This is a genomic window from Pseudomonas sp. PH1b, assembly GCF_000633395.1.
Lineage (GTDB): Bacteria > Pseudomonadota > Gammaproteobacteria > Pseudomonadales > Pseudomonadaceae > Aquipseudomonas.
In genome coordinates, this window is the sequence record NZ_AYMU01000002.1 from 242553 (window position 1) to 267388 (window position 24836).

The 24836-nt window shown below is 60.7% G+C and carries 22 protein-coding genes; 15 read left to right on the forward strand and 7 right to left on the reverse strand.

Going from position 1 to position 24836, the window contains the following annotated elements; genetic code table 11:
* Window positions 1-504: 504 nt before the first annotated feature.
* From U873_RS0103770 to U873_RS0103785, 4 genes are all read left to right on the forward strand, one after another.
* Window positions 505-2109 carry a tetratricopeptide repeat-containing response regulator gene (locus U873_RS0103770; protein WP_025126963.1) on the forward strand — a complete coding sequence of 535 codons (1605 nt, stop codon included), beginning with the start codon at window positions 505-507 and terminating at the stop codon, window positions 2107-2109.
* Window positions 2106-2795, forward strand: coding sequence for a sensor histidine kinase KdpD (locus tag U873_RS0103775; protein ID WP_025126964.1), 690 nt, complete (start codon window positions 2106-2108; stop codon window positions 2793-2795). Before U873_RS0103770 ends, U873_RS0103775 begins: the two co-directional genes overlap by 4 nt.
* A 346-nt stretch (window positions 2796-3141) precedes the next feature.
* Entirely contained in the window at window positions 3142-4383 is a 1242-nt protein-coding gene (locus U873_RS0103780; RefSeq protein ID WP_177330234.1) for a glutamine synthetase family protein, read from the forward strand.
* A gap of 74 nt (window positions 4384-4457) precedes the next feature.
* The gene (locus U873_RS0103785; RefSeq protein ID WP_025126966.1) at window positions 4458-5834 is read left to right on the forward strand and encodes an MFS transporter; all 1377 of its coding nucleotides are present in this window, start codon (window positions 4458-4460) and stop codon (window positions 5832-5834) included.
* A gap of 59 nt (window positions 5835-5893) precedes the next feature.
* On the opposite strand, the gene U873_RS0103790 is transcribed toward U873_RS0103785, so the two are convergent.
* The 4 genes from U873_RS0103790 to flgA form a co-directional block, all read right to left on the reverse strand.
* Complete coding sequence (locus U873_RS0103790) at window positions 5894-6640, reverse strand: flagellar brake protein (RefSeq protein ID WP_025126967.1); 747 nt, start codon at window positions 6638-6640, stop codon at window positions 5894-5896.
* A 96-nt stretch (window positions 6641-6736) separates the two neighbouring features.
* Window positions 6737-7204 (reverse strand): flagella synthesis protein FlgN, encoded by a 468-nt coding sequence (locus U873_RS0103795; RefSeq protein WP_025126968.1) that lies wholly within the window; start codon window positions 7202-7204, stop codon window positions 6737-6739.
* 48 nt (window positions 7205-7252) lie between these two features.
* A complete protein-coding gene (flgM, locus tag U873_RS0103800) occupies window positions 7253-7576 on the reverse strand; it encodes a flagellar biosynthesis anti-sigma factor FlgM (protein WP_025126969.1) in 324 nt (107 codons plus the stop codon).
* A gap of 151 nt (window positions 7577-7727) precedes the next feature.
* Entirely contained in the window at window positions 7728-8489 is a 762-nt protein-coding gene (gene flgA, locus U873_RS0103805) for a flagellar basal body P-ring formation chaperone FlgA (RefSeq protein ID WP_025126970.1), read from the reverse strand.
* 75 nt (window positions 8490-8564) lie between these two features.
* Between flgA and U873_RS0103810 the strand changes: the two genes are divergently transcribed.
* From U873_RS0103810 to flgE, 6 genes are all read left to right on the forward strand, one after another.
* On the forward strand, window positions 8565-9497 hold the full coding sequence (locus U873_RS0103810) for a chemotaxis protein CheV (RefSeq protein WP_025126971.1): 933 nt from the start codon (window positions 8565-8567) through the stop codon (window positions 9495-9497).
* A gap of 43 nt (window positions 9498-9540) precedes the next feature.
* Window positions 9541-10368 carry a protein-glutamate O-methyltransferase CheR gene (gene cheR, locus U873_RS0103815; protein ID WP_025126972.1) on the forward strand — a complete coding sequence of 276 codons (828 nt, stop codon included), beginning with the start codon at window positions 9541-9543 and terminating at the stop codon, window positions 10366-10368.
* A gap of 251 nt (window positions 10369-10619) precedes the next feature.
* The gene (gene flgB, locus U873_RS0103820) at window positions 10620-11027 is read left to right on the forward strand and encodes a flagellar basal body rod protein FlgB (protein ID WP_025126973.1); all 408 of its coding nucleotides are present in this window, start codon (window positions 10620-10622) and stop codon (window positions 11025-11027) included.
* A gap of 3 nt (window positions 11028-11030) precedes the next feature.
* The gene (gene flgC, locus U873_RS0103825; RefSeq protein WP_011062742.1) at window positions 11031-11474 is read left to right on the forward strand and encodes a flagellar basal body rod protein FlgC; all 444 of its coding nucleotides are present in this window, start codon (window positions 11031-11033) and stop codon (window positions 11472-11474) included.
* 15 nt (window positions 11475-11489) lie between these two features.
* Window positions 11490-12218 (forward strand): flagellar hook assembly protein FlgD, encoded by a 729-nt coding sequence (flgD, locus tag U873_RS0103830; RefSeq protein ID WP_025126974.1) that lies wholly within the window; start codon window positions 11490-11492, stop codon window positions 12216-12218.
* A gap of 29 nt (window positions 12219-12247) precedes the next feature.
* Window positions 12248-13588: a flagellar hook protein FlgE gene (gene flgE, locus U873_RS0103835; protein ID WP_025126975.1), complete on the forward strand. Its 1341-nt coding sequence runs from the start codon at window positions 12248-12250 to the stop codon at window positions 13586-13588.
* A gap of 338 nt (window positions 13589-13926) precedes the next feature.
* Here the strand turns inward: flgE and U873_RS0103840 are convergent, their stop codons facing one another.
* Window positions 13927-16821: a ribonucleoside-diphosphate reductase subunit alpha gene (locus U873_RS0103840; RefSeq protein WP_025126976.1), complete on the reverse strand. Its 2895-nt coding sequence runs from the start codon at window positions 16819-16821 to the stop codon at window positions 13927-13929.
* A 765-nt stretch (window positions 16822-17586) separates the two neighbouring features.
* Here U873_RS0103840 and U873_RS0103845 point away from each other — a divergent pair.
* Both U873_RS0103845 and U873_RS0103850 read left to right on the forward strand, forming a co-directional pair.
* Window positions 17587-18309 carry a response regulator gene (locus U873_RS0103845; protein ID WP_025126977.1) on the forward strand — a complete coding sequence of 241 codons (723 nt, stop codon included), beginning with the start codon at window positions 17587-17589 and terminating at the stop codon, window positions 18307-18309.
* A complete protein-coding gene (locus U873_RS0103850; protein WP_025126978.1) occupies window positions 18306-19916 on the forward strand; it encodes an ATP-binding protein in 1611 nt (536 codons plus the stop codon). Before U873_RS0103845 ends, U873_RS0103850 begins: the two co-directional genes overlap by 4 nt.
* A gap of 13 nt (window positions 19917-19929) precedes the next feature.
* Here U873_RS0103850 and U873_RS0103855 read toward each other — a convergent pair whose 3' ends face one another.
* Window positions 19930-20655, reverse strand: a complete 726-nt coding sequence (locus U873_RS0103855; protein WP_025126979.1) for a 4'-phosphopantetheinyl transferase — start codon at window positions 20653-20655, stop codon at window positions 19930-19932.
* Window positions 20656-20875: 220 nt separating this feature from the next.
* Here U873_RS0103855 and U873_RS0103860 point away from each other — a divergent pair, with 220 nt between their 5' ends.
* The 3 genes from U873_RS0103860 to U873_RS0103870 all read left to right on the forward strand — a co-directional run bounded on the left by U873_RS0103860 (window position 20876) and on the right by U873_RS0103870 (window position 23618).
* Window positions 20876-21478 carry an outer membrane beta-barrel protein gene (locus U873_RS0103860; protein WP_025126980.1) on the forward strand — a complete coding sequence of 201 codons (603 nt, stop codon included), beginning with the start codon at window positions 20876-20878 and terminating at the stop codon, window positions 21476-21478.
* Between the two features lie 119 nt (window positions 21479-21597).
* Entirely contained in the window at window positions 21598-22275 is a 678-nt protein-coding gene (locus U873_RS0103865; RefSeq protein WP_025126981.1) for a response regulator, read from the forward strand.
* Window positions 22272-23618: an ATP-binding protein gene (locus U873_RS0103870; protein ID WP_025126982.1), complete on the forward strand. Its 1347-nt coding sequence runs from the start codon at window positions 22272-22274 to the stop codon at window positions 23616-23618. The genes U873_RS0103865 and U873_RS0103870 overlap by 4 nt, the downstream gene beginning before the upstream one ends.
* 3 nt (window positions 23619-23621) lie before the next feature.
* Here the strand turns inward: U873_RS0103870 and U873_RS0103875 are convergent, their stop codons facing one another.
* Window positions 23622-24620 carry an AraC family transcriptional regulator gene (locus U873_RS0103875; protein WP_025126983.1) on the reverse strand — a complete coding sequence of 333 codons (999 nt, stop codon included), beginning with the start codon at window positions 24618-24620 and terminating at the stop codon, window positions 23622-23624.
* Between the last annotated feature and the right edge of the window lie 216 nt (window positions 24621-24836).

Consider the following 24836-nt stretch of genomic DNA (forward strand, 5'->3'; position numbering starts at 1 on the left):
TAATGACCTGCGCATCGCGAGATGCACTGCCTGGCAGATCGGCACACGCCGTCGTCAGCTGTCATGCCGATCCGTCGACACCTGGGTCGCAGGCTTGTGAGGCCTGCGATGGATGGATCATTTGCCGATTGGCCGGCCTTGTGTGCGGCGCGGGCAGTGCAACAGAAACGATCGAGGTTGTAAGGCGCGCACGCTATCAGGTGATGTTTCAGAATCCAAGATATCAACGCGCGGCAGAGGCATTTTCAGCGGGTGTTTTCAGACTCAAGCCGAGGCTGGCGGCCTCTTGCGGCAAATGCTGGTCGAACTCTATAAGGGAATGCCAAACCCGGCCGATAACCTCAGTGGACAATTGTGTTCCCGGGTGGCGACGCGCATTGCGGCCTATGGGAAAGTGCTTGATGGCCCGTGGCCAGCAGTTATGATCGGCGCGCCAAAACCGGCTGTGATGCCGGCGGGTCCTTGTGTATATGGACTGATCTTCTTACTTGCCTGGAATCTTCGATGCTGGCGTATCACCAAAAGAGCTTTTTGATCGTCGATGATTTCTCGGACTTCCGCAGTTCGGTGCGTTCGATGCTGCGTGAGCTGGGCGTCAAGGATGTGGACACCGCCGACACCGGCGAGCAGGCCCTGCGCATGTGCGCGCAGAAGCGCTACGACTTCATCCTCCAGGACTATCACCTGGGCGACGGCAAGAAAAACGGCCAGCAGGTGCTGGAAGACCTGATGCTGGAAAAGCTCATCAGCCATGAAAGCGTGTTTCTCATGGTCACCGCCGAGAGCAGCCAGGCCATGGTGCTCAGCGCCCTGGAGCACGAGCCCGACGCCTACCTGACCAAACCTTTCAACCGCTCCGGCCTGGCTCAGCGCCTGGAGCGCCTGCAGCAGCGCAAGACCCTGCTCAAGCCGATTCTCCAGGCCCTTGATCGGGGCAAGCCGGTGGAGGTGCTCAATGCCTGCATCGCCCTGTGCAAGCAAGATCCACGCTATGCCCCGCTGTGCCTGCGCTATCGGGCGGATGCCTTGCGTGACATGCATCAGAACGAGGCCCTGGAGCGCCTGTACAACAGCATCCTGGCGGACCGGCCACTGCCGTGGGCCTATGTCGGGCTGGGGCGGCTGCTGTTCAAGCGTGGGCAGGTAGGTGAGGCCAAGGCGGTGTACGAAAAGGCCCTGAAGGCCTTCCCGATGATGCCGGGGCTCTATGACGGGCTGGCTGAAGTGCTGGTGGCCGAAGGCGACAACAAGCGTGCCCAGCATGTGCTGGAAGAGGCGGTACGGCTGTCGCCCCTGGCGGTTCGACGTCAGGCGCTGCTGGGCAAGCTGGCCATGGCCAACGAGGACTTTGACAGTGCATCCAGGGCCTATCGCCAGGCGGTATCCCAGGGCGCGCAGTCACGCTTCAAGGACCCGGAAAGCAACCTGGGCCTGGCCCATGCGCTGATCAGCAAGGGCAGTGAGAAGGGCCTGGACACGCGCACTCGCCTGGAGATCAACCAGACCCTGAGCGCGGTGGCCAAGGAAAACCCCACCGACCCGGGCCTGCAGATTCGCGCGCGGCTGATGAAGGCCACCAGTCTGTTGCTCAATGATGCGGAAACCGCAGAGAAACTCACCGAGCAGGCGTTGATGCGACTGGACGGCATGGAGCAGTTCATGAGCCCTGAAGCCGCCTTGCTGGTGGCCAAGCAGTTGCAGATGCTCGGCCAGGCCAGTGCCGGCGCGTCGATGTTGAAGAACTGTGCGGAAATCTACGGTGACGATCCGAAGGTGATGCAGAACATTGCCAAGCTGACCGACGATCCGACTATCCTCAGTTCTTCCAATGCGGCGGCCGACATCAACCGACAAGGCGTGCGCAGTTACAAGGGGGGCAATCTGGTCGAGGCTCGGGAATTGTTCCGCAAAGCCCTCGCCATGCAACCGAAGAACATCAGTATTGCCCTGAACATGGCGCAGTCGCTGCTGCATGGCGCGGACGCCAATCCGGATGCGGCACTTCTGGAGGAATGCCAGACGTGCCTGAAAATGGTCGGGATGATGCCCGATACCGATGCGCGCTACCCGCGCTACCAGAAGCTGCGAAGCAAGGCGTTTGGCCAATGATCGAAGAGCAACAGGCGCTCGACTTTTCCACGGTGATCGCCTCCACCGTACATGACATGAAAAATTCCCTGACCATGCTGATGCAGGCTCATGCGCAGTGGCTGGCGCGCGTGCCAGCAGAGCAGCAGGCGCCGGAGCAGGGCGTGATCGAGTTCGAGTTTGCACACCTCAACGGCATGCTGGTGCAGCTGCTGGGTCTGTACAAGCTGGGGGTCAATCAATTGCCACTGCAGCCGGCCTACCATGAGCTGGACGACTTTATCGAAGCCCAGTTGGTGAGCCATCAGGACGTGTTCAAGAGTCGCGGGATTTCCGCCACCTATGAGGTCGATCCGCTGAGCCCCCTGGGCTTTTTCGATCGCGAGCTGATTGCCTCGGTGCTGGCCAACTGCATCAACAATGCGATCCGTTATGCGCGCAATGCGTTGTTGATCACGGTCAGTGATGAAGAGGGGCAGGTGGTCCTGTCCATCAATGACGACGGTGAGGGTTACCCTCAGGCGATGATCGAGCGCCAGGTCGACTATGTGCAGGGCATCAATCAAAGCAGTGGCAGTACCGGGCTGGGGCTGTACTTCGCCGGGCGCATTGCCGAGCTGCACCAGCGTAACGGTGTGTGCGGGCACACGCGGATCAGCAATGGCGGCCCCTTGGGCGGTGGGTTGTTCAAGCTTTACCTGCCCTGAGCCGCTTTTTGCCGTCGGAGTCGATGAGCCCGCGGCTGTCCTGGTGCAGGCGCGCCGCCGAGCTGCGGTCTTTGTTGGTGTTGTCCGGCCTTTGTCGCTCTGCAACTGGCGGGAATGGGAGGGCTGTCGGGCAGGCCGGGGCGGTGTTGGGGATTTTATTCTTGTCTGCTTGAAATCTTGAACGGGTGGTGCGTATTTTGTACGGGTCGCCGTTCGCGGCTCGTATAACAACAAGGATTGAGTCATGACAACCGATGGCCACAGTTCACTCGCCGAGCGATTGACGGGCATTGATGAGATTGAGTGTGTCACTGCGGATTTGAATGGCGTGCCGCGGGGCAAGGTAATGACTGCCGAGGGCTTCCTCGAGGGGCGGCGCCTGCAGATGGCACGTGGGGTGCTGCTGCAGTGCATCATGGGCGGTTATCCGCCCGCGCGTTTCTACGGCAGCGACGACGGCGACCTGGCACTCAATGCCGACCCCCGGCAGATTCATCGCCTGCCCTGGAGCCAGACGCCACGGGCGCTGGCCATCTGTGATGCGGATGAACTCAGTGGCGAGAGCTCGCGGTTGTCTACCCGTGGCCAGCTCAAGCAGGTGATCTCCCGTTATGCGGCCCTGGGCCTGGCGCCAGTGGTGGCCACCGAGCTGGAGTTCTTCGTGTTCGCCGCCAACGCAGACCCCGCGCACCCCTTCCAGCCGCCGCTGGGCCTGGATGGTCGACGGGAAGAAGGTCATTCGGCGTTCAGTGTCAGTTCCAACAACGGGCTGCGACCGTTCTTCAAGGAGGTCTATGAGTGCATGGCGGCCCTGGGCCTGCCGCGCGATACCTTTATGCATGAAATGGGTGTCAGCCAGTTCGAGATCAACCTGTTGCACGGCGATCCGCTGCTCTTGGCAGACCAGACCTTCCTGTTCAAGCACCTGCTCAAGGAAGTGGCACTCAAGCATGGCCTGATCGTGGTCTGCATGGCCAAGCCCCTGGCCCACACGCCGGGCAGTTCCATGCACATTCACCAGAGCCTGGTGGAGATTGGTAGCGGCCGAAATGTTTTCAGTGACGAGGCCGGGCAGCCCACGGCGATGTTCCGTCATTTCATCGGTGGCCTGCAGGCCGGGCTGGCGGACTTCACTGCGTTGTTCGCCCCCAACGTGAACTCCTACCAGCGCTTGTGCCATCCTTACGCTTCGCCGAACAATGCGTGCTGGTCCCATGACAATCGGGCGGCCGGGTTGCGTATTCCGGCCAGTTCGCCAGTGGCGCGGCGAGTGGAAAACCGCTTGCCGGGGGCAGATGCCAATCCCTACCTGGCGATTGCCGCGAGTCTGGCGGCGGGCCTGCACGGTATCGAGAACGAGCTCGAGCCGGGGGCGGCGATCCAGGGCGAGTTCGAGGTGCCGGACAATTTGTCCCTGCCCTGTACCTTGCATGCGGCACTGGAGCGTCTCAAGCGTAGCCAGTTGGCCAGGGAACTGTTTGGCAGCGAGTTCATCGAAGGCTACATCGCTTCGAAGACCATGGAATTGACCAGTTTCTTTGATGAAATCACTCCCTGGGAGCGGCGTGTTTTAGCGGCCCAGGCATAACCGACACGTCGCTGGTCGGGCCCTGTCTTGCCAAGGGGCCCGACTCCTCATTCAAGGAGCCGCTCGGAACGCCGATGCGCCAAATCTGGAAATCCTTTCGAGCGCTTTATTTCGCTTCGCTGATGATGCTGATCGGCTCCGGCCTGCTCAGTACTTACCTGGCCTTGCGCCTGGCCGCCGATCATGTCGATGGCTTGTGGGTGGGGGCCTTGATGGCGGCCAACTATTTCGGCCTGGTTTTGGGGGGCAAGCTGGGGCACCGGCTGATTGCCCGGGTCGGGCATATTCGTGCCTATGCCACGTGCGCTGGGATCGTCGGCGCGGCGGTGCTCGGGCACGGGCTGGTGGACTGGTTGCCGGCCTGGCTGGTGCTGCGGATGATTGTCGGCCTGGGGATGATGTGCCAGTACATGGTCATCGAAAGCTGGCTCAACGAGCAGGCCGATGCCAATCAGCGTGGGCTGGTGTTCAGCGGCTACATGATCGCCTCCTACCTGGGGCTGGTTCTGGGGCAGTTGATTCTGGTCATGCACCCGGCCCTGGGGCTGGAGTTGCTGATGCTGGTGGCACTGTGCTTTGCCCTGTGCCTGGTACCGGTGGCCATGACTCGGCGCATTCACCCGGCGCCCTTGCATCCCGCGCCCATGGAACCGCGGTTCTTTATCAAGCGGGTGCCGCAATCTCTGAGTACCGTGCTGGGCTCCGGATTGATCGTCGGTTCGTTCTACGGCCTGGCGCCGCTCTATGCATCGCAGCAGGGGCTGAGTACCGAGCAGGTGGGCCTGTTCATGGGGAGCTGCATCTTTGCCGGGCTGGTGGTGCAGTGGCCATTGGGCTGGCTGTCCGACCGTTACGATCGGGCGTTGCTGATCCGCTGTTTTGCATTGTTCCTGGCGGTTGCCGCGTTGCCTCTGGCGATTCTGCCTGAGGTGCCGTTGGAGGTGCTGTTTGTCCTTGGCTTCCTCTGTTCCCTGGTGCAGTTCTGCCTCTATCCACTGGCGGTGGCATTCTCCAATGACCACGTCGAAGGAGACCGGCGAGTGTCGTTGACCGCGATGCTGCTGGTGACTTACGGCGTGGGGGCGAGTATCGGCCCGTTGGCGGCGGGGGTGCTGATGAAGCTGTTCGGCAGCCAGATGCTCTATGCCTTCTTCAGCTTCTTCGCCGTGGTCCTGGTGTGGCGGATACGGCCGAAGGCGGTGACCAATCTGCACCAGGTGGACGATGCGCCGCTGCAGCACGTGGCGATGCCGGACAGCATGTCCAGCTCGCCCCTGGTGGCGGCTCTTGATCCGCGGGTGGACGAGCAGGTGGTGCAGGATCAGATGCAGACCACTCCAGGCCCAGACGCTGCGCCGGCTACGGAATCTACGCCAGAGGGCGATCAGGTGCCGGATGAGGTGCCGCCGGAGGACCCGGCTAGCGCAGATTTCAGTGGCGCCAGGCCCTAGTGGCAAAAAAAACGGGCAGTTGCCGCAAGGCACTGCCCGTTTTCATTGGCGCCTGATGATCACATGTCGTCTTTGTCGAAGCGCCGTGCTTCACGCTGCAACTGATAGACGAAGCGCTCGACCTGGCGTTGTACCAGGCCGCTCATGTTGTGGAAGCGTACGCCGGCAAAGGTGGTGTCGATTCGTTCCTCGTGGTGCAGGTAACGCAACTCGACCGGCGCTGTCATGCTGCCGAAGGGCAGGGCGGCGATAAAGCGCTCATAGACCTGGCCCAGTTGCAGGCGCGAGGAGATGTCGCCGTCGAAGCGCAGTTTGCAGCCGGTGGCGGAAATATCCAGCAGCTTGCCGGTCAGGGGCGACTTGAGCTTTTCGCCGCCGAGTTCGATATCCACCAGCTGCGCCAGCTTCAATGCCGCGCGGAAGGCGTTGCGGCGCTGGTGGTAGACCACTTCGTCCGGCAGGGTGGTGCGATAGCACCGGCCATTGTTGGATTCGTCGAGAGTGGGGACGCCGTTGCTTTCCCAGGCGATGCGCACGCCTTCGTGAAAGCCTTCGACGCGAAACGGTTCCCCCGCCAGCATGAAGCGCTCGCCGTCGCGAGGAATCATCTCGTCAAGGGCGATCATGTTGCTGTCGCGGTCCACTTCCACCAGGTAGCTCTGAAAACGCTGGCTGCGCTCATGGAAAGTGATGATCAGCGGGTCGTGACTCTCTTGCAGCAGCCGCAGGTTGGAGGAAATCTCCAACGCAGTGGTGAACACCTTGGGTGGCTGCGGAGCATCTTCCGCGTTTGTGGCATTGAACACGGTTCATCAGTCTCCAGACAAAATACAACTACACGCAAAAACTGGCATTTTGCCAGCATGTTTCACGGCTGGGTAGCACGCTCTCATTTTTGAGGCTCAAGCCTGACTGAGTGGGCGTGGCTTCGCAAGCATCGAGGTAGAGCCGCGGGCGTCGTATAGCGCAGGAGGTTCGCCACCGTTGAGGATCTTCAACTGGTTGGCAGTGGTGGCTTGTTGAATCTGGATCGAGCGGCCATTGAGTTCGTTGGCGGCTTGGCAATCGGCGAGCAGTTGAGTCAGCGTGCTGCCTTGCTCAAGCAGTTGCTCGCCCAGGCTCGAGTGGCTGGCCAGTTGCTCGAGGCCCTTGCGATTGGGTGGCAGGTCCAGGCTGGCAAGGATCTGCGTGCGCTTGCGGCCATGCTGTTCCAGCAATATGACCAGGGCTTGCTTCTGCGCCAGGATATCCTCCAGCAACGGCATGTCGCGGCCGTGCAGGGCAATGGACTCCGCCCGCAGCAGCTCCAGCAGCTGTTGCGCTGGAGCTAGGTCATCGTTGATCAGTTGCAGTAGGTTGGTGTCGTGCATGGCTGGCCTTGGGGATTAAGCGTCCAAAAGCCTGGCGCGAGCCTGGGGCTAGCGCTGGGCTTCGAAGTTGAGCAGTTTGCTGGCTATACGGTTGCTGTCGACCTTATAGCTGCCATCGGCAATGGCTTGCTTCAACTCGGCCACTCGGGCTTTGTCGACAGCAGGCTGATCGCGCAGCTTGTCAGTGATTTTCTGCAACTGTTGAGCCTCATTGCTGAGGTGAACCGATTCCCCGCTTTTGCTGGTCTCGGCGGCGCTTGCCAGCGGTGCGGACTTGTCGGCATCGCCGATATCCTTGCTGGTGCTGGTGCTGGTGCGCGTGCTGCCTGTCAGTGAAGGGGAGCTGTTTAAACGGCTGAAGTCGATGACCATGATGAAGAAAACCTCTGGGTATTTGGACGCTTGCCATGTTTTCGGCCATACCCTGAAAAACTTTAGGCTCAATTGTCGACAAGCCAGCTCAGGTATCTGCGACCCTCTTTCGGCCACAGTTTAGGGAACGAGCGGGGGGAGCGCCAGTCATCTACATGGCGACTTCCACCTGTCCGGGCGCGGTAACTCGGGCCTTGATCACCCGCTGCGAGTTGAGGTTCTTGACTCGGATCTGCTCGCTCATGCCGCCGTTGGACAGTGCTTCGCCGGGCATCCGCACATTCAAGGTGCCACTGCGGGCCGAGATCACCACCTGATCGCCTTTGCGTACGACTTCAGCCTGCTCCAGGTGGGCTAGGGTGATGAGTTGGTCGGCGACCATTGGTCGGACAAGTTTCTGCCCAATGGCCTGGTCCACCGAGGTCAGGTAGCCCTGGTTGCTCAGGCTGATGTCCCGTTCCCGGAGTACCACGTCGTCGGGTTCGATGATGCCGGCGCGCTTGAGCGGGCGCGAAGTGGTGACCACTTCGCGAAACAGCTTGACCTGGGCCGGCACGAATACGGTCCAGGGAGAGGTGCCTTCGCAGCGTACCTTGACCGTGACCCGTCCCAGCGGTTGTGCCGGGCTTTCCAGGCTCGCTGTCAATTCCTTGTCGCACGCAGGCATGCGCATGCGAGGATCCAGCTGGTTGACCTGGATTTCATAGCGACCTTCCGTTTGACTGGTTGCCAGGTAGTCTTCTACCGTGAATTCAAGAAACCCTTGAGTGACGCCGATAAGTAGATCAGGCAGGGTGACCGAATCAGCAACGGCAGGGCCGCCAGGGTTTAAAATGCACAACGCCGACAGCCCGCAGAGCAATGCGCGGTAGGGGGATGTCAGGCGTCGGAAAAATGTCGTTTTGGCGTTCATAACAGTTAAAAAGCAAGCCTCGTGCCGTTTAGCATTTAACGGGCGTCGGATCTTAAAGCTTTGGGGAGTCTGGGCATGGCTGGTGTAATGGATTCGGTAAACCAGCGCACGCAATTGGTTGGGCAGAATCGCCTGGAGCTGTTGCTGTTCCGTCTGGACGGTGGGCAGCTCTACGGGATCAACGTATTCAAGGTTCGCGAGGTGCTGCAATGCCCCAAGCTGACTTTGATGCCCAAGTCCAATCCTGTCGTGTGCGGTGTCGCGAATATTCGAGGGGCGACCATTCCGATCCTGGATCTGGCGATGGCTACGGGGTCTGGCGGGTTGCAGGATCAGAGCAATCCGTTCGTCATCATCACGGAATACAACACCAAGACCCAGGGATTCCTGGTGCGCTCGGTGGAGCGTATCGTCAACATGAACTGGGAAGAAATCCATCCGCCGCCCAAGGGCACCGGACGCGATCATTACCTGACGGCAGTGACCCGGGTCGATAACCAGTTGGTCGAGATCATCGACGTGGAGAAGATACTGGCCGAAGTCGCGCCCACCTCCGAGGCGATCTCGGTGGGCGTGGTGGATCTCGAGACCCAGCACAAGGCTGTTTCCCTGCGGGTGCTGACCGTCGACGATTCGTCGGTGGCACGCAAGCAGGTTACCCGTTGCCTGCAGACGGTGGGGGTCGAGGTCGTGGCGTTGAATGATGGCCGGCAGGCGCTGGACTATCTGCGCAAGCTGGTGGATGAGGGCAAGAAGCCGGAAGAGGAGTTCCTCATGATGATCTCCGACATCGAAATGCCCGAAATGGATGGCTACACCCTCACGGCCGAGATTCGTAACGATCCACGCATGCAAAAGCTGCATATCATCCTGCATACTTCGTTGTCAGGGGTGTTCAATCAGGCGATGGTGAAGAAGGTCGGTGCCGATGACTTCCTTGCCAAGTTCCGTCCTGATGACCTGGCATCCCGGGTAGTCGACCGGATCAAAGCAGCAGACCATAGCTGAGGGCATCAGCCCCTGGCGAACATAGATTTAAGAGGCGGCAGCATTGTCTACGGGTAATTTGGATTTTGAACAGTTCCGGGTCTTCCTGGAAAAAGCCTGTGGTATTTTGCTCGGGGAAAACAAGCAGTATCTCGTCTCGAGCCGTCTCAACAAACTGATGGAGCAGCAAGGCATAAAGTCCTTGGGTGAGCTGGTTCAGCGTATTCAGACCCAGCCACGCAGCGGTTTGCGCGAGATGGTCGTGGATGCGATGACGACCAACGAAACCTTGTGGTTTCGTGACACCTATCCGTTCGAGGTGTTGAAGAACAAGGTGCTTCCCGAAGCCATCAAGGCCAATCCCAACCAGCGTTTGCGGATCTGGTCGGCGGCTTGCTCCTCGGGGCAGGAGCCTTACTCGTTGTCGATGTCCATCGATGAGTTCGAGCGCAGCAACATGGGCCAGTTGAAGATGGGCGTGCAGATCGTTGCCACTGATCTGTCCGGAACCATGCTCAACAATTGCAAGACTGGCGAATATGACAGTCTGGCGATTGGCCGTGGCTTGTCGGCCGAGCGTCTGCAGCGCTATTTCGATCCCAAGGGGCCGGGGCGCTGGGTGGTCAAGGCGCCGATCAAGAGCCGGGTGGAGTTTCGCTCGTTCAATCTGTTGGACAGCTACGCCAGCCTGGGCAAGTTCGACATCGTGTTCTGCCGCAATGTGCTGATCTACTTCTCGGCCGAGGTCAAGAAGGACATCCTGATGCGTATCCACAGCACCTTGAAGCCAGGTGGTTACCTGTTCCTGGGAGCTTCCGAAGCGCTCAATGGCTTGCCGGATCACTATCAGATGGTGCAGTGCAGTCCTGGGATCATTTACCAGGCGAAGTAACTGTCACTTGCCGCAATGCAAAAGGAGGCCTTCGGGCCTCCTTTTTTGTGCGCGACATTTCATCCTGGGCAAGTGGAAGGCGGCAGGGTGATTGCCGCTTTGCCGGCGTTTTGCGGAAATCCATTGCCGCTTTTCTGGCATTGCCGCCGGGCGGACCGTCAATAACCCCTTGATTTATGGGCTTTGGTGACTTGGCACGAGGCTTGCTATATCCAGATTACGAAAAATCAGGTCACCCGAAGGTTTCCGACATGAGCATCAGCTTCGATAAAGCGCTCGGCATCCACGAGCAGGCTCTTGGCTTTCGCGCCAAGCGTGCCGAAGTATTGGCCAACAACATCGCCAACGCCGATACCCCGAACTACAAGGCTCGGGACCTGGACTTCTCTGCCGTGCTCGCCGAGCAGAACGACAAGGCCAAGAACGGCTCTTTCGCGTTGAACATGACCAATAGCCGGCATATCGAAGCACAGGGCTTGAGCAGTGGCGATGAGTCGCTGCTGTATCGCACGCCGATGCAACCCTCGATTGACCAGAACACCGTGGACGCGCAGCTCGAGCAATCGAGCTATGCGCAGAACTCGGTGGACTTCCAGGCCAGCTTCACGCTGCTCAACAGCAAATTCAAAGGGCTGGTTTCAGCCCTGCGCGGAGAGTAATCCATGTCCCTTGCCAGTGTTTTCAATATTGCCGGTAGTGGCATGAGTGCTCAGACCACCCGCCTGAACACCGTCGCCAGTAACATTGCCAACGCCGAGAGCGTGTCGTCGAGCATCGACCAGACCTATCGCGCCCGTCACCCGGTATTCGCCACCATGTTCCAGGGCGCGCAGAGCGGTGGCAGCGATTCGCTGTTCCAGAACCAGGATGCTGCCGGTCAAGGCGTGCAGGTGCTGGGTGTGGTCGAGGATCAGAGCAACCTCGAAGCCCGTTACGAGCCTAACCATCCGGCCGCTGACGCCAAGGGGTATGTCTACTACCCCAACGTCAACGTGGTGGAAGAAATGGCGGACATGATTTCTGCCAGCCGCTCATTTCAGACCAATGCTGAAATGATGAACACCGCCAAAACCATGATGCAGAAAGTCCTGACCCTCGGTCAGTGATAAGGGGCGAATCCAATGAGCGTTACTGATACCACCAACGCCCCATCCCTCAAGGATATTCTGGCGAACTCGTCGAAAAAGACGAGCAACACCAGTCCCGACGGCTTGGCGGCGGCGACCAACAGCGCTACCGGCAAGCAGGCCCTGGGCAAGGACGCGTTCCTCAAGCTGCTGGTAACCCAGCTGAACAACCAGAACCCGCTCGATCCTCAGGACAACAGTGCATTCGTTGCCCAGCTGGCGCAGTTCTCCACGCTGGAGGGGATCACCACCCTCAACACGTCGGTGAACTCGATCACGGGCAACTACAAATCGTCCCAGGCCCTGCAGGCTTCGTCCCTGGTCGGTCGTTCGGTAATCGTCCAGACCGGTACCACCCAGGTGGACACGAGCAAGAGCATGAACGGTTCGGTCAGCGTTCCGTCCAGCGTGAGCTCGGTCAAGGTGACGATCACCGACAAGGATGGCAACACCATCAAGACCATCGACATGGGCAGCCAGAAGGCCGGCAATGCCAGCTTCGTCTGGGATGGCACCAAGACCGACGGGACCAAGGCCGATCCTGGCAACTACACCTTCAAGGCCAGCACCAGCATCGATGGCAAGGGCACTGACCTGATCACCTATCTGCCGGCGACGGTCAACAGCGTCACCATCAGTCAGACCGGGGGCGAGTTGATGTTGAACCTGGCTGGCCTGAGCAGCCCGATTGCCCTGTCCAAAGTACAAACTATTGGTATCTAGAGCCGACTAACCGGCACAAGGAGTGGAATATGTCTTTCAATATCGGCCTTAGCGGTCTCTATGCTGCCAACAAACAGCTCGACGTTACCGGCAACAACATTGCCAACGTTGCGACCACTGGCTTCAAGTCTTCCCGTGCGGAATTCGCCGACGTGTACTCCGCTACCAAGCTGGGCAGCGGCACCCAGGTGGTGGGTAACGGCGTGCGCCTGGCCAACGTTTCCCAGCAGTTCACCAACGGTGAAATCAACAACACGGGCAACGTGCTGGACATGGGTATCCAGGGGCAAGGTTTCTTCGTGTTGAGCACCAATGGCTCGCTGACCTACACCCGTGCCGGTACCTTCAAGACCGACAAGGAAGGCTACATCACCAACAGCGATGGCACTGCGCGCCTGCAAGGCTATGCCGTGGACGCCAACGGCAAGATCATCAACGGTGTGCTGACCGACCTGCGGATCGATACTTCGAACCTGGCGCCCAAGCCTACCGACTCGATCTCGTCGACCATCAACCTGGACTCCAACGCTGATGTGATCAATGTGGCTTCGACCTCGCCTGCGTACGTGTTCAACCCGAACGACAACACCACCTACACCAAGCAGTTCAGCACCCCGGTCTATGACAGCCAAGGCAACAAGCACGTCATGGACCAGTACATGATCAAGTCGGGCCCCAACACCTGGCAGACCTACACCCTGATCGAGGGTCGTAATCCGGATGGCACGGCGTTCAGCATGAGCAACCAGGCCCCGATTACCATGACCTTCGACTCCTCGGGCAAGCTGAAGACTCTGGCTGCGCCAACTCCACCTGCCACCAGCCAATTCACGGTCAGCGGTAACAGCATTGTCATGTCGGCTGCTGCCTGGACTCCGGGCTCCGTCGTCAACGGCGTCTTTACTCCAAACGGTGCCAAAGGCGCGGCGAACGGTGTCAGCATCGACATGACCAAGACCGGTTCGGTATTCGGCGACAGCAACCGTTCGGTGATCGCGCAGAACGGCTACTCCACTGGCCAGATCAGCAGCCTGACCATCGACGGTACCGGCGTCATGCTGGCCAACTTCAGCAACGAGCAGACCAAGCCGATCGGTCAGATCTCCCTGGCCAGCTTCACCAACGAGCAAGGCCTGCAGCCGGTAGGCGGCACCAGCTGGAAAGAAACCTACGCTTCCGGTATCCCGGGTTATGACGCGCCGAAGACCGGCACGCTGGGGGCGATTGCTTCCAACTCCCTGGAAGAGTCCAACGTCAACCTGACCAACGAGCTGGTGAACCTGATCAAGGCCCAGAGCAACTATCAGGCGAACGCCAAGACCATCTCCACCCAGAGCACCATCATGCAGACCATCATTCAGATGACCTGATGCGGGATCGCTCAAAGGCTGTGCAGAAAGCCCCTCGATGAGGGGCTTTTTCATGGGCGGTCAGAAAGTGCCGCCCAAGCGACTGTCATGCTGCCGGGTGGAAGTGGGAGAGGCGTAGGGGATTGGTAAGCCGCTGCATTTGCAGGAGGCGGCCTGGATCGGGCTGGTGGTGTTGCAAGGTGTGGATGGCCGTATCTCAAGGGCTTGGTATGACGGGATAGAGGCGGGGCAGAAGTGCTTGGCGGCGGCAGCCAGGCAAAAGAAAACCCCCGGCAGATTGCGCTTGCGCGAAACCTGGCGGGGGTTGCAGTCAGCACGGATGTGCTGACCGGCTCAGCTTATTGGCAAGCTTCGCAATCCGGCTCGTCGATGGCACAAGCCTTGGGTACTGGAGCTGGACCTGCAGGAGCTGCCAGGACCGAGTCGTCACCGTGGTTGCCGCCGCTGGAAACAGCGTTCAGCTTGCCGGTGTTGATGGTCGACTTCTCGGTGCTGGTGGCGGCCAGGGCACGGAGGTAGTAAGTGGTTTTCAGGCCGCGGTACCAAGCCATGCGGTAGGTCACGTCGAGCTTCTTGCCCGAGGCGCCGGCGATGTACAGGTTCAGCGACTGAGCCTGGTCGATCCACTTCTGGCGACGGCTGGCGGCGTCAACGATCCACTTGGTGTCCACTTCGAATGCAGTCGCGTAGAGCTCTTTGAGTTCTTGCGGGATGCGCTCGATCTGCTGCACGGAACCGTCGTAGTACTTCAGGTCGTTGATCATGACCGAGTCCCACAGGCCGCGAGCCTTCAGATCACGAACCAGGTACGGGTTGATCACGGTGAACTCGCCCGACAGGTTCGATTTCACATACAGGTTCTGATAGGTCGGTTCGATCGACTGCGATACGCCGGTGATGTTGGCGATGGTGGCGGTCGGTGCGATGGCCATGATGTTGGAGTTGCGAATGCCTTTCTGCACGCGGGCACGTACCGGCGCCCAGTCCAGGGATTCTTTCAGGTCAACGTCGATGTACTTCTGGCCACGGGCTTCGATCAGGATCTGTTGCGAATCCAGTGGCAGGATGCCCTTGGACCACAGCGAGCCCTGGAAGGTCTCGTAGGCGCCGCGCTCGTCGGCCAGGTCGCAGGAGGCCTGGATCGCGTAGTAGCTGACCGCTTCCATGGACTTGTCGGCGAACTCGACGGCAGCGTCGGAACCGTAGGCGATGTGCTGCAGGTACAGAGCGTCCTGGAAGCCCATGATGCCCAGGCCAACCGGACGGTGCTTGAAGTTGGAGTTCTGTGCTTGTGGCACCGAGTAGTAGTTGATGTCGATCACGTTGTCGAGCATGCGCACGGCGGTGTTCACGGTGCGTTGCAGCTTGGCGGTGTCCAGCTTGCCGTCGACGATGTGGTTCGGCAGGTTGATCGAGCCCAGGTTGCAAACGGCGATCTCGTCCTTGTTGGTGTTCAAGGTGATCTCGGTGCACAGGTTCGAGCTGTGGACTACGCCCACGTGCTGCTGCGGGCTGCGCAGGTTGCACGGGTCCTTGAAGGTCAGCCATGGGTGGCCGGTTTCGAACAGCATGGACAGCATCTTGCGCCACAGGTCTTTGGCCTGGATGGTCTTGAACAGCTTGACCTTGCCTGGGTACTCGGTGAGGGCTTCGTAGTACTCGTAGCGCTCTTCGAAGGCCTTGCCGGTCAGGTCGTGCAGGTCCGGTACTTCGGATGGCGAGAACAGGGTCCACTTGCCGTCATCGAAGACACGCTTCATGAACAGGTCGGGGATCCAGTTGGCGGTGTTCATGTCGTGGGTACGACGACGATCATCACCAGTGTTCTTGCGCAGCTCGATGAACTCTTCAATGTCCATGTGCCAGGTTTCCAGGTAGGCACATACAGCGCCTTTGCGCTTGCCACCCTGGTTCACGGCTACGGCGGTGTCGTTCACCACTTTCAGGAAGGGCACGACGCCCTGGGACTTGCCGTTGGTGCCCTTGATGTACGAACCCAGGGCGCGTACTGGGGTCCAGTCGTTGCCCAGGCCACCAGCGAATTTGGACAGCATGGCGTTGTCGTGGATCGCGTGGTAGATGCCCGACAGGTCGTCCGGCACGGTGGTCAGGTAGCAGCTCGACAGCTGCGGACGCAGGGTGCCGGCGTTGAACAGTGTCGGGGTCGAGGCCATGTAGTCGAAGGACGACAACAGGTTGTAGAACTCGATGGCACGGTCTTCGCGTTGCTTCTCTTCGATCGCCAGGCCCATGGCCACGCGCATGAAGAAGATCTGTGGCAGTTCGAAACGCACGCCATCCTTGTGGATGAAGTAGCGGTCGTACAGGGTTTGCAGGCCCAGGTAGGTGAACTGCTGGTCGCGCTCGTGGTTGATCGCCTTGCCGAGTTTCTCCAGGTCGAATTCAGCCAGCACCGGGTTCAGCAATTCGTACTCGATGCCCTTGGCGACGTAGGCCGGCAATGCCTTGGCGTACAGCTCGGCCATCTCGTGGTGAGTGGCGCTCTCGGCGACTTCGAGGAAGCCCAGGCCTTCGGCACGCAGGGTGTCCATCAGCAGGCGGGCGGTGACGAACGAGTAGTTAGGCTCGCGCTCTACCAGGGTGCGGGCGGTCATCACCAGGGCGGTGTTGACGTCTTTCAGCGCTACGCCGTCATAGAGGTTCTTCAGGGTCTCGCGCTGGATCAGGTCGCCGTCGACCTCTTCCAGGCCTTCACAGGCTTCGCTGACGATGGTGTTCAGGCGGCCCATGTCCAGGGGCGCGAAGCTGCCATCGAGGCGGGTGATGCGGATCGACGGGTGAGCTTGCACCGGCTCGTCGCTGGTGGTGCGGGTGGCGCGTTCTTTGGCGCGCGAGTCGCGGTAGATCACGTAGTCGCGAGCGACTTTCTGCTCGCCGGCACGCATCAGGGCCAGTTCGACCTGGTCCTGGATTTCTTCGATATGGATGGTGCCGCCCGAAGGCATGCGACGCTTGAAGGTTGCGGTGACCTGTTCGGTCAGGCGCGCCACGGTGTCGTGGATGCGCGACGAGGCGGCGGCGGTGCCGCCTTCAACTGCGAGGAACGCTTTGGTGATTGCGACAGTGATCTTGTCATCGGTGTAGGCAACGACAGTGCCGTTACGCTTGATCACGCGCAATTGGCCCGGTGCGGTGGCAGACAGATCCTGATTGGAATCGGCGGCCTGCGGCGCATTGGCCTGCGAGTTCTCGCGAGTTGTGTCGGTTTGCATGGGTGTCTCCACGTTCTCTATGTTTGTTTGGGCACCTTTTGGGTGCCCACCGTTCCGTCCTGAAGCACTACAACCGGCCAGGGCCGGGCATAACGACTTCGGGACAGTTCAGGAAGGGGGGCTATAGGCGCCGCTTCCATGCCGAAGTCATGGGCGTCGAGCCTGAAGCTCGGCACCTTGTTCCTGGTGGGTGACAGTCATGTTGCTGCAACACCCGTACCGCTTTCTCCTGGACAGGGTGGAAAACGATGCTATCCGCACGCGCGGTGAATTGGTCTTCTGAAACAGCGATTGGTTCCACCAAACGGGGCAAGAATAGGGCTTGAGTTTCTTGTCTGAATTGTGTTTGGTTTTTTGCACAAAACCCTAGATATAGGGTTTTTTAGCCGCCGGGCTACAAGATAATGCGTTTTTGGGGCTGATTGCAACGTGCTGCCTGTGGATAAGGTTGTGCGTAAATTGTGTATGAACTGGGTAAAACTCACGCAACCCGCAGTCCCAGTGCTTGGAACCGTTTGTCACTGTTTATTACCGCCGAAAATTGCCTTGGGCGGATTTTTGCGGGCGCGAACCCTATCACAAAAAAACGCCCTGACCGAGTCGTTTTAGCCGCTTGTGTTCAGGTCGGCGCCGGTTGCTACAATCCGCCGCGATCGACAGGGGATTCCCCTCCTTTCGCAGGGCAAGTTATCCGCCTTTTTCATGACAAAAAGACGGGGGCTTGCGTTCCGCCCGTGTGCTTTCAATAAGAAGAAGAGGTCAAGCATGGAGCAAGAAGCCTGGCAGATACTGATTGTCGAGGATGACCAGCGTCTGGCTGAGTTGACCCGTGAATATCTGGAAAGCAATGGCTTGCAGGTGGCGATCGAGGGCGACGGTGCCCGGGCAGCGGCAAGGATCATTGCCGAACAGCCGGACCTGGTGATCCTTGACCTGATGCTGCCCGGAGAGGATGGCCTGAGCATCTGTCGCAAGGTCCGGGATCGCTATGACGGTCCGATCCTCATGCTGACGGCCCGCACCGATGACATGGACCAGGTGATGGGCCTGGACCTGGGGGCCGACGACTATGTCTGCAAGCCGGTGCGGCCGCGGTTGCTGCTGGCGCGGATTCAGGCCTTGCTGCGGCGCAGTGAAGCACCGGAACCTGCGGCACAGAAATCCCGACGCCTGCAGTTTGGCCCCTTGGTAGTGGATAACGCCCTGCGTGAAGCCTGGCTGAGCGATGCCGGGATCGAGTTGACCAGCGCCGAGTTCGACCTGTTGTGGCTGCTGGTGGTGAATGCCGGGCGGATTCTGTCCCGGGAGGAAATCTTCACCGCATTGCGCGGCATCGGCTATGACGGCCAGGATCGCTCCATCGATGTGCGGATCTCGCGTATCCGGCCCAAGATCGGCGACGACCCGGAACACCCGAGGCTGATCAAGACCATACGCAGCAAGGGCTATTTGTTCGTTCCCGAAGCTGCCACCGATATGCCCTCGTGAACTCGATCTTCCTGCGCATCTATGGCGGCATGTGCGCTGCCCTGGTTTTGGTGGCGCTGCTGGGGGTGCTGGCCCTGCACCTGCTCAATGAAGTGCGCAGCGAGCAGTACCGCGAGCGGCTGGCCCACGGGACCTTCTCGTTGATGGCTGAAAACCTGCAGCCGATGAGCGAGATCGAGCGCCGCCGGGCGTTGGCGGTGTGGGAGCGGCTACTGGGGATTCCCCTGAGCCTGAAGACATTCAGCCAGACCGATCTGGACAGCAGCCAGCGCAGCCGGGTGCTGCGTGGTCAGGCGCTGGTGGAGCAGACCGGTCCCTTCGCCGCCCGGGTCTATCGCCTGGTCAGTGAGAAAGAGCAACTGCTGCTCAGTGCCGAGGTGCAGCAGATCAGCGAGCAACTGGCCCGGGCGACGATCTATCTGCTGGCCGACGAGCTGGTGCGTTACCCGGTGGCAGAGCAGCCCCAGCGCCTGGCGGATTTGAAACAGGCCAAGGGTTTTGGCTTCGATATGCACCTGTCGACCCTCGATGCCGCCGACATGGATGAGGATCAGCGCCGGCGGGTGGCCGAGGGCGATACGGTGATGGCCCTGGGCAAGGGAGGCGATTCGATCCGAGTGTTCGCCGGGTTGGTAGGCACTCCCTGGGTGCTGGAAATCGGGCCGTTGTACCAGATGAATCCCTATCCGCCGCAATGGCTGGTGCTGATCGCCGTGCTGGGCCTGAGCCTGATTGGCCTGATCGTCTACCTATTGGTGCGTCAGTTGGAGCGCCGCCTCAGTGGCCTGGAGTCGGCAGCCACGCGCATTGCCAAGGGCAGCCTGGAAACCCGGGTGCCGGCCCGGGGCGCGGATTCGGTGGGGCGCCTGGCGGCGGCCTTCAACGGCATGGCCGAGCACCTGCAGCGGTTGCTGGCGATCCAGCGCGAACTGGTGCGGGCGGTGTCTCACGAGTTGCGTACACCGGTGGCACGCCTGCGCTTCGGCCTGGAGATGATTGCCTCGGCAAGCACTGACCAGGCGCGGCAGAAATACCAGGACGGCATGGATAACGATATTCAGGACCTCGACCGGCTGGTGGACGAGATGCTGACCTACGCGCGTCTGGAGCAGGGCTCGCCGGCCCTGAACTTCCAGCGCATCGACCTGGACACCCTGATCAACCAAGTGATCAGCGAACTGGCGCCGTTGCGGGCCAACCTCAAGGTCCAGCGCGGCTTGTGCCTGTCCGCTGCCGAGTGTGATGGCGCCTGGGTCGAGGCCGAGCCACGTTATTTGCATCGGGCGCTGCAGAATCTGGTGAGCAATGCCATGCGCCACGCCGAGTCCCAGGTGACTGTCAGCTATCAGGTGGGGCAGTTGCGTTGCCGGGTGGATGTGGAGGATGACGGTCCCGGGGTGCCGGAAAGCGCCTGGGAGAAGATCTTCACACCCTTTCTGCGACTGGATGACAGCCGTACCCGGGCGTCTGGCGGGCATGGCTTGGGATTGTCGATCGTTCGCCGGATCATCCACTGGCACGATGGCCGGGCCCTGATTGGTAAAAGCAGGAATCTGGGCGGCGCCTGCTTCAGCCTGAGCTGGCCGCGGCACCAGGAGCCTCGCTGACTGCGCGGCTGGCTCAGGCCTTGATGGCAACCAGGCTCAGTAGCTGATCATCCTCGACTGCAAATTGCCCCTCTAGCTCACGTCCCAGGTGCCATTCTTCGCTGAGTTCGGTCAGCAGGCGCATCCGCACCCTTCCCTCGGGGGTCCATTCCAGCACTTCGGCGTGTTCGAAATAGAAGCGTTTGAGCACCAGCGGATACAAGGCCTTGAACAGGCTTTCCTTGATCGAGAAGGTCAGGGTCACTGCCAGGGCCTGTTGTTCGAGGGGGAGCAGGTCCCGTCTCTGGAGTTCCGCAGGCGTGAGGATGTGGTCCGCCAGGTTGGCCGCGCGCTCGCTGGCGAGCAGGTTTTCCAGGTCCATTCCCAGGGCTTGCCAGTGCTGTTTGTCGGCGACGATGGCAGCGGCGTGTCCGGTGCTGTGGGTGATCGAGCCGCTGATATGAGATGGCCAGATCGGTGCCCGGTCATCACCGATGGGGGGGACCCAGTCCAGTTGCTGCAGTTGCCACAAGGCCGCCCGGGCACACAGGCGCCCGGCGAGGAATTCGCTTTGGCGCTTGGCCACCGAGCGCTGGATGCTCGGTGGCGCGACGATGCCGCTGCGCTGGAAATCATCTGCGCTCAGCTGCCCGGGGTTGAACCGGGTGCTCCGCCAGCAAGTGTGGGGCAGGGCATCCGGCAGCGGCCAGGATGCATTCAATGGGGTGCAGCAAGTGGGGAGGGGAGGGAGAGCATTCATGGTCGCTAGTGTGCCGGGTTGCCGACTTCGAGGGTAGTCGTGCGTTACGCAATAAGCCTCTGGAGCGAGTGCCTGGGCGCGATGCCGGCGAGGAAAACCGGCGAATGTTTTCATCAAGCTGGTTCAGGCGAGGTTAAGGGTGTGTTCAGGGGGAGTTCAGGGCGGGCTGTTTACTCTAGCCCCGTACCCAAAAAGCCAATAGCGCAAAGGAAGCTTTCCTATGACTTCGTTGAAAAAACTGATCCTCGCCTTTACTGTTCTCGGCGCCAGCGCCGCTGCCCAAGCCGCTGACAGCAACTTTGCCAGCCTGACGTTCGGTCAAACCAGCGACAAGGTTAAAAAATCCACCCAGCTCAATAGCAACCTTGGCCATCCGAACGCCGATGGCGTGATTGGCAAGGACAACACCTGGGGCATACGCGCTGGTCGGCAGAACGACCAGGCTCGCTACTACGCCACCTACGATTACGTTTCCGGTTCCCACAATGGCATTAAACTGCGTCAGCAGAACCTGCTGGGCAGTTACGATATGTTCCTGCCGGTGACCAGCAGCACCAAACTGTTCGGCGGCGGTACCGCCGGCCTGACCAAGTTGACCCAGGAGTCCCCGGGGTTCAGCCGTGACAGCGATATCGGTTACGCGGTAGGGGTGCAGGCTGGTGTCCTGCAACAGGTTTCACAAAATACCTCGGTGGAGCTCGGCTACCGTTACCTGCGCAGCAATGCCGGGACCGAAATGAGCGAGCGTGGTGGCAGCAAGCAGGGTTCGCTGAGTCTGACCAGCAGCGCCCAGACCTACCTGTCGGCCAACTACGCTTTCTGATAAGCGGCCTGGCCTGACCCGCGCCGGATCGTGCCTTGGGCACGGTCCGGCGTTGGCGCATTAATCATCCGGGCGCAGGAGCGCCCTCGGAGATGTCGAATTTTGCCTGGGAGAGCGTTATGAAATTGCTGGTTGTCGAAGATGAGGCGCTGTTGCGCCATCATTTGCAAACCCGCCTCACTGACAGTGGTCATGTCGTCGAGTCCGTGGCGAATGCCGAGGAGGCGCTGTATCAGACCGAGCAGTTCAATCATGATCTGGCGGTGATCGACCTGGGTTTGCCCGGCATGGGCGGACTGGACCTGATCCGTCAGTTGCGCGCCCGTGGCAAGACGTTCCCGATCCTCATCCTCACCGCTCGCGGCAACTGGCAGGACAAAGTCGAAGGCCTGGCCGCCGGTGCCGACGACTATGTGGTCAAGCCGTTTCAGTTCGAGGAGCTGGATGCGCGCTTGAATGCATTGCTGCGGCGCTCCAGCGGGTTCACCCAGTCAACCATCATCGCCGGCCCGCTGCTGCTGGACCTGAACCGCAAGCAGGCTTCGCTGGAGGAACAGCCCCTGGCCCTGACCGCCTACGAGTACCGGATTCTCGAGTACCTGATGCGCCACCACCAGCAGGTGGTGGCCAAGGATCGGCTGATGGAGCAGTTGTACCCGGATGACGACGAGCGCGATCCGAATGTCATTGAAGTGCTGGTGGGGCGCCTGCGGCGCAAGCTGGAAGGGCCGTCGGGCTTCAAGCCGATCGATACCGTGCGTGGTCTGGGCTACCTGTTCACCGAGCGTTGCCGATGATTCGATCGCTGCGCCTGCGGTTGATGCTGGCGGCCACCACGCTGGCGGTGCTGTTCATGCTGGCATTGCTGCCGGCCATGCAGGGGGCGTTCAGCCTGGCGCTGCAGGACTCCATCGAACAGCGCCTGGCCTCCGACGTCACCACCCTGATTTCGGCGGCGCGGATCGAGAACAACCGTTTGCAGATGCCGGCGCAGTTGCCGGACGAGCGTTTCAATCTCGCCGACAGCCGGCTGCTGGGCTATATCTACGACCGCGAAGGGCACCTGGTCTGGCGCTCCCGGGCGACCCAGGAAGAGAACATCAACTACCGCCCACGTTACGACGGGCGCGGTAACGAGTTCGCCAGGATCCGTGAAGCCAATGGCCAGGAGTTCTTCGTCTACGACGTCGAGATCAAGCTGCTGGGGGGCAAGAATGCGGCCTTCAGCATCGTGGCGCTGCAACCGGTGCGCGAATACCAGCAAACCCTGGAAGGGGTCAGGGAAAACCTCTACCTGGGTTTTGGCGCGGCGTTGCTGGTGCTGCTGGCGCTGCTCTGGCTGGGGCTGACCTGGGGCCTGCAGGCCCTGCGCCGCTTGAGTCAGGAGCTGGACCAGATCGAGAGCGGCACGCGCCAGAGCTTGAGCGAGGAGCATCCGCGGGAATTGCTGCGCCTGACCGGTTCGTTGAACCGCCTGCTGCAAAGCGAGCGTGAGCAACGCAGCCGCTACCGCGACTCCCTGGATGACCTGGCCCACAGCCTGAAAACCCCGTTGACGGTGTTGCAGGGGGTGAGTGAAGACATGGCGCAACGGCCCCAGGATCGCGAGCAGGCCTGGGTCCTGCAGGCGCAGATCGAGCGCATGAGCCAGCAGATCAGCTACCAGCTACAGCGTGCCAGCTTGCGCAAGAGCGGCCTGGTCCGCCACCAGGTGCGCCTGCGGCCGGTGCTGCAAAGCCTGTGCGACACTCTGGACAAGGTCTACCGCGACAAGCAGGTACGGGTGTCGTTCGATTTGCCCGAACGCTGCTATTTGCCGATCGAGCATGGAGCCCTGCTGGAGCTGCTCGGCAACCTGCTGGAGAACGCCTACCGTCTGTGCCTGAGCTCGGTGCGCATCAGCGTGCGCGAGACGCTGGATGGCGCGGAGCTGTGCGTGGAAGACGATGGGCCTGGCGTGCCGCCGGATCAGCGGGCGCGGATCCTCCAGCGCGGCGAGCGTCTGGATCGCCAGCACCCGGGCCAAGGCATTGGCCTGGCCGTGGTCAAGGACATCATCGAGAGTTACGGCGCGCAACTGACCCTGGGCGATTCGGCCCTGGGCGGCGCGGCTTTCCGGATTCACTTCCCAGCGTTGTAAACCTCACTGTTCCTGGGCGCGGTAGGCGCCCGGGGTCAGGCCGGTCCACTTCTTGAAGGCCCGATGAAAGGCCGAAGGCTCGGAAAATCCCAGTTGCTCGGCGATCTGTTGCAAGGACAGGTCGGCGCGGCCCAGGTGGTAGATGGCAATGTCGCGGCGCAGCTCATCCTTGAGTTGCTGAAAGCTCGAACCCTCCTCCCGCAAATGTCGACGCAGCGTCTGCGGGCTGACGTGCAGGTGCTGGGCAACGCTTTCCAGGTCGGGCCAGCGCTCACGGTCCCGGCTGAGCAGGCGCCGTAGCTGGCTGCTGAGGCTCTCGCCCTCGTCCGGACGGGACAGCAGGTCGGCGGGTGAGCGCTCCAGGAAGTGCTTGAGGGTGCGTTCATCCTGCAGCAGCGGCATGTTCAGGTAGCGGCTGTGGAACAGCAGGCTGCTGCGGGTTTGCGCGAACTGCAGCGGGCAGGGGAAGAGCAGGTCATATTCCGCACCGTGCTCGGGCTTCGGGTAGCTGAAACAAGCCTGTTCCAGGCGAATGCGCTGGCCGATCAGCCAACTGCCCAGGCGATGCCAGATCACCAGCAGGCTTTCGCTGAGGAAGTGTTCGGGGTCCCATAGCTCGGAATCATCCAGGCTCAGGCGGGCCATTTCTCCCTCTCGCGTTAGACTCAGGCGCGGGGCTTGCGCAAACAAGCTATAAAATAATAAGCCTCGATTGAGCGCTTTTTCCAAGGTGCGGCAATGGATCAGAGCGTGACACATCATGGCGAAGGTCCCGCGCTTGCTGGGGCCCTGGCCGAAGCCCAGGTACTCATCGTCCAGCTCCAGCCACAGTTGCTGCAGCAGGAGGGTGAATTGCTCGGGGGCGATGCGGGCTTTGGGCTGGCTCAGCAGCTCGGGGCTGATGCCCAGCGTTTGCAGCAGCGGCCGGTAGTCGTAGCCGCGCCGACGTGCTCCGCCCAGGGCGGCACGGGCAAAGTGGCTGGCGATGGTGCGTTCGCGCATGCAGGCTGATCCGTCCATTGAAGGGCGGATGTTAGTCAGCCCCCAGGATGGGGGCAAGGCGGATATCCGCCAAATTGTAGGACGAGACTCGGTGAAAGGGCGGAAATCCGCCAGGTGCACCGTGCGCAACGGAAGCAAAGATCAGCTCGGGACCCTGATGTCTAAAGGCCTGTAGGGCATTTCGACAAGGTGGCACGGGCTTTGCGATAGAGCCGG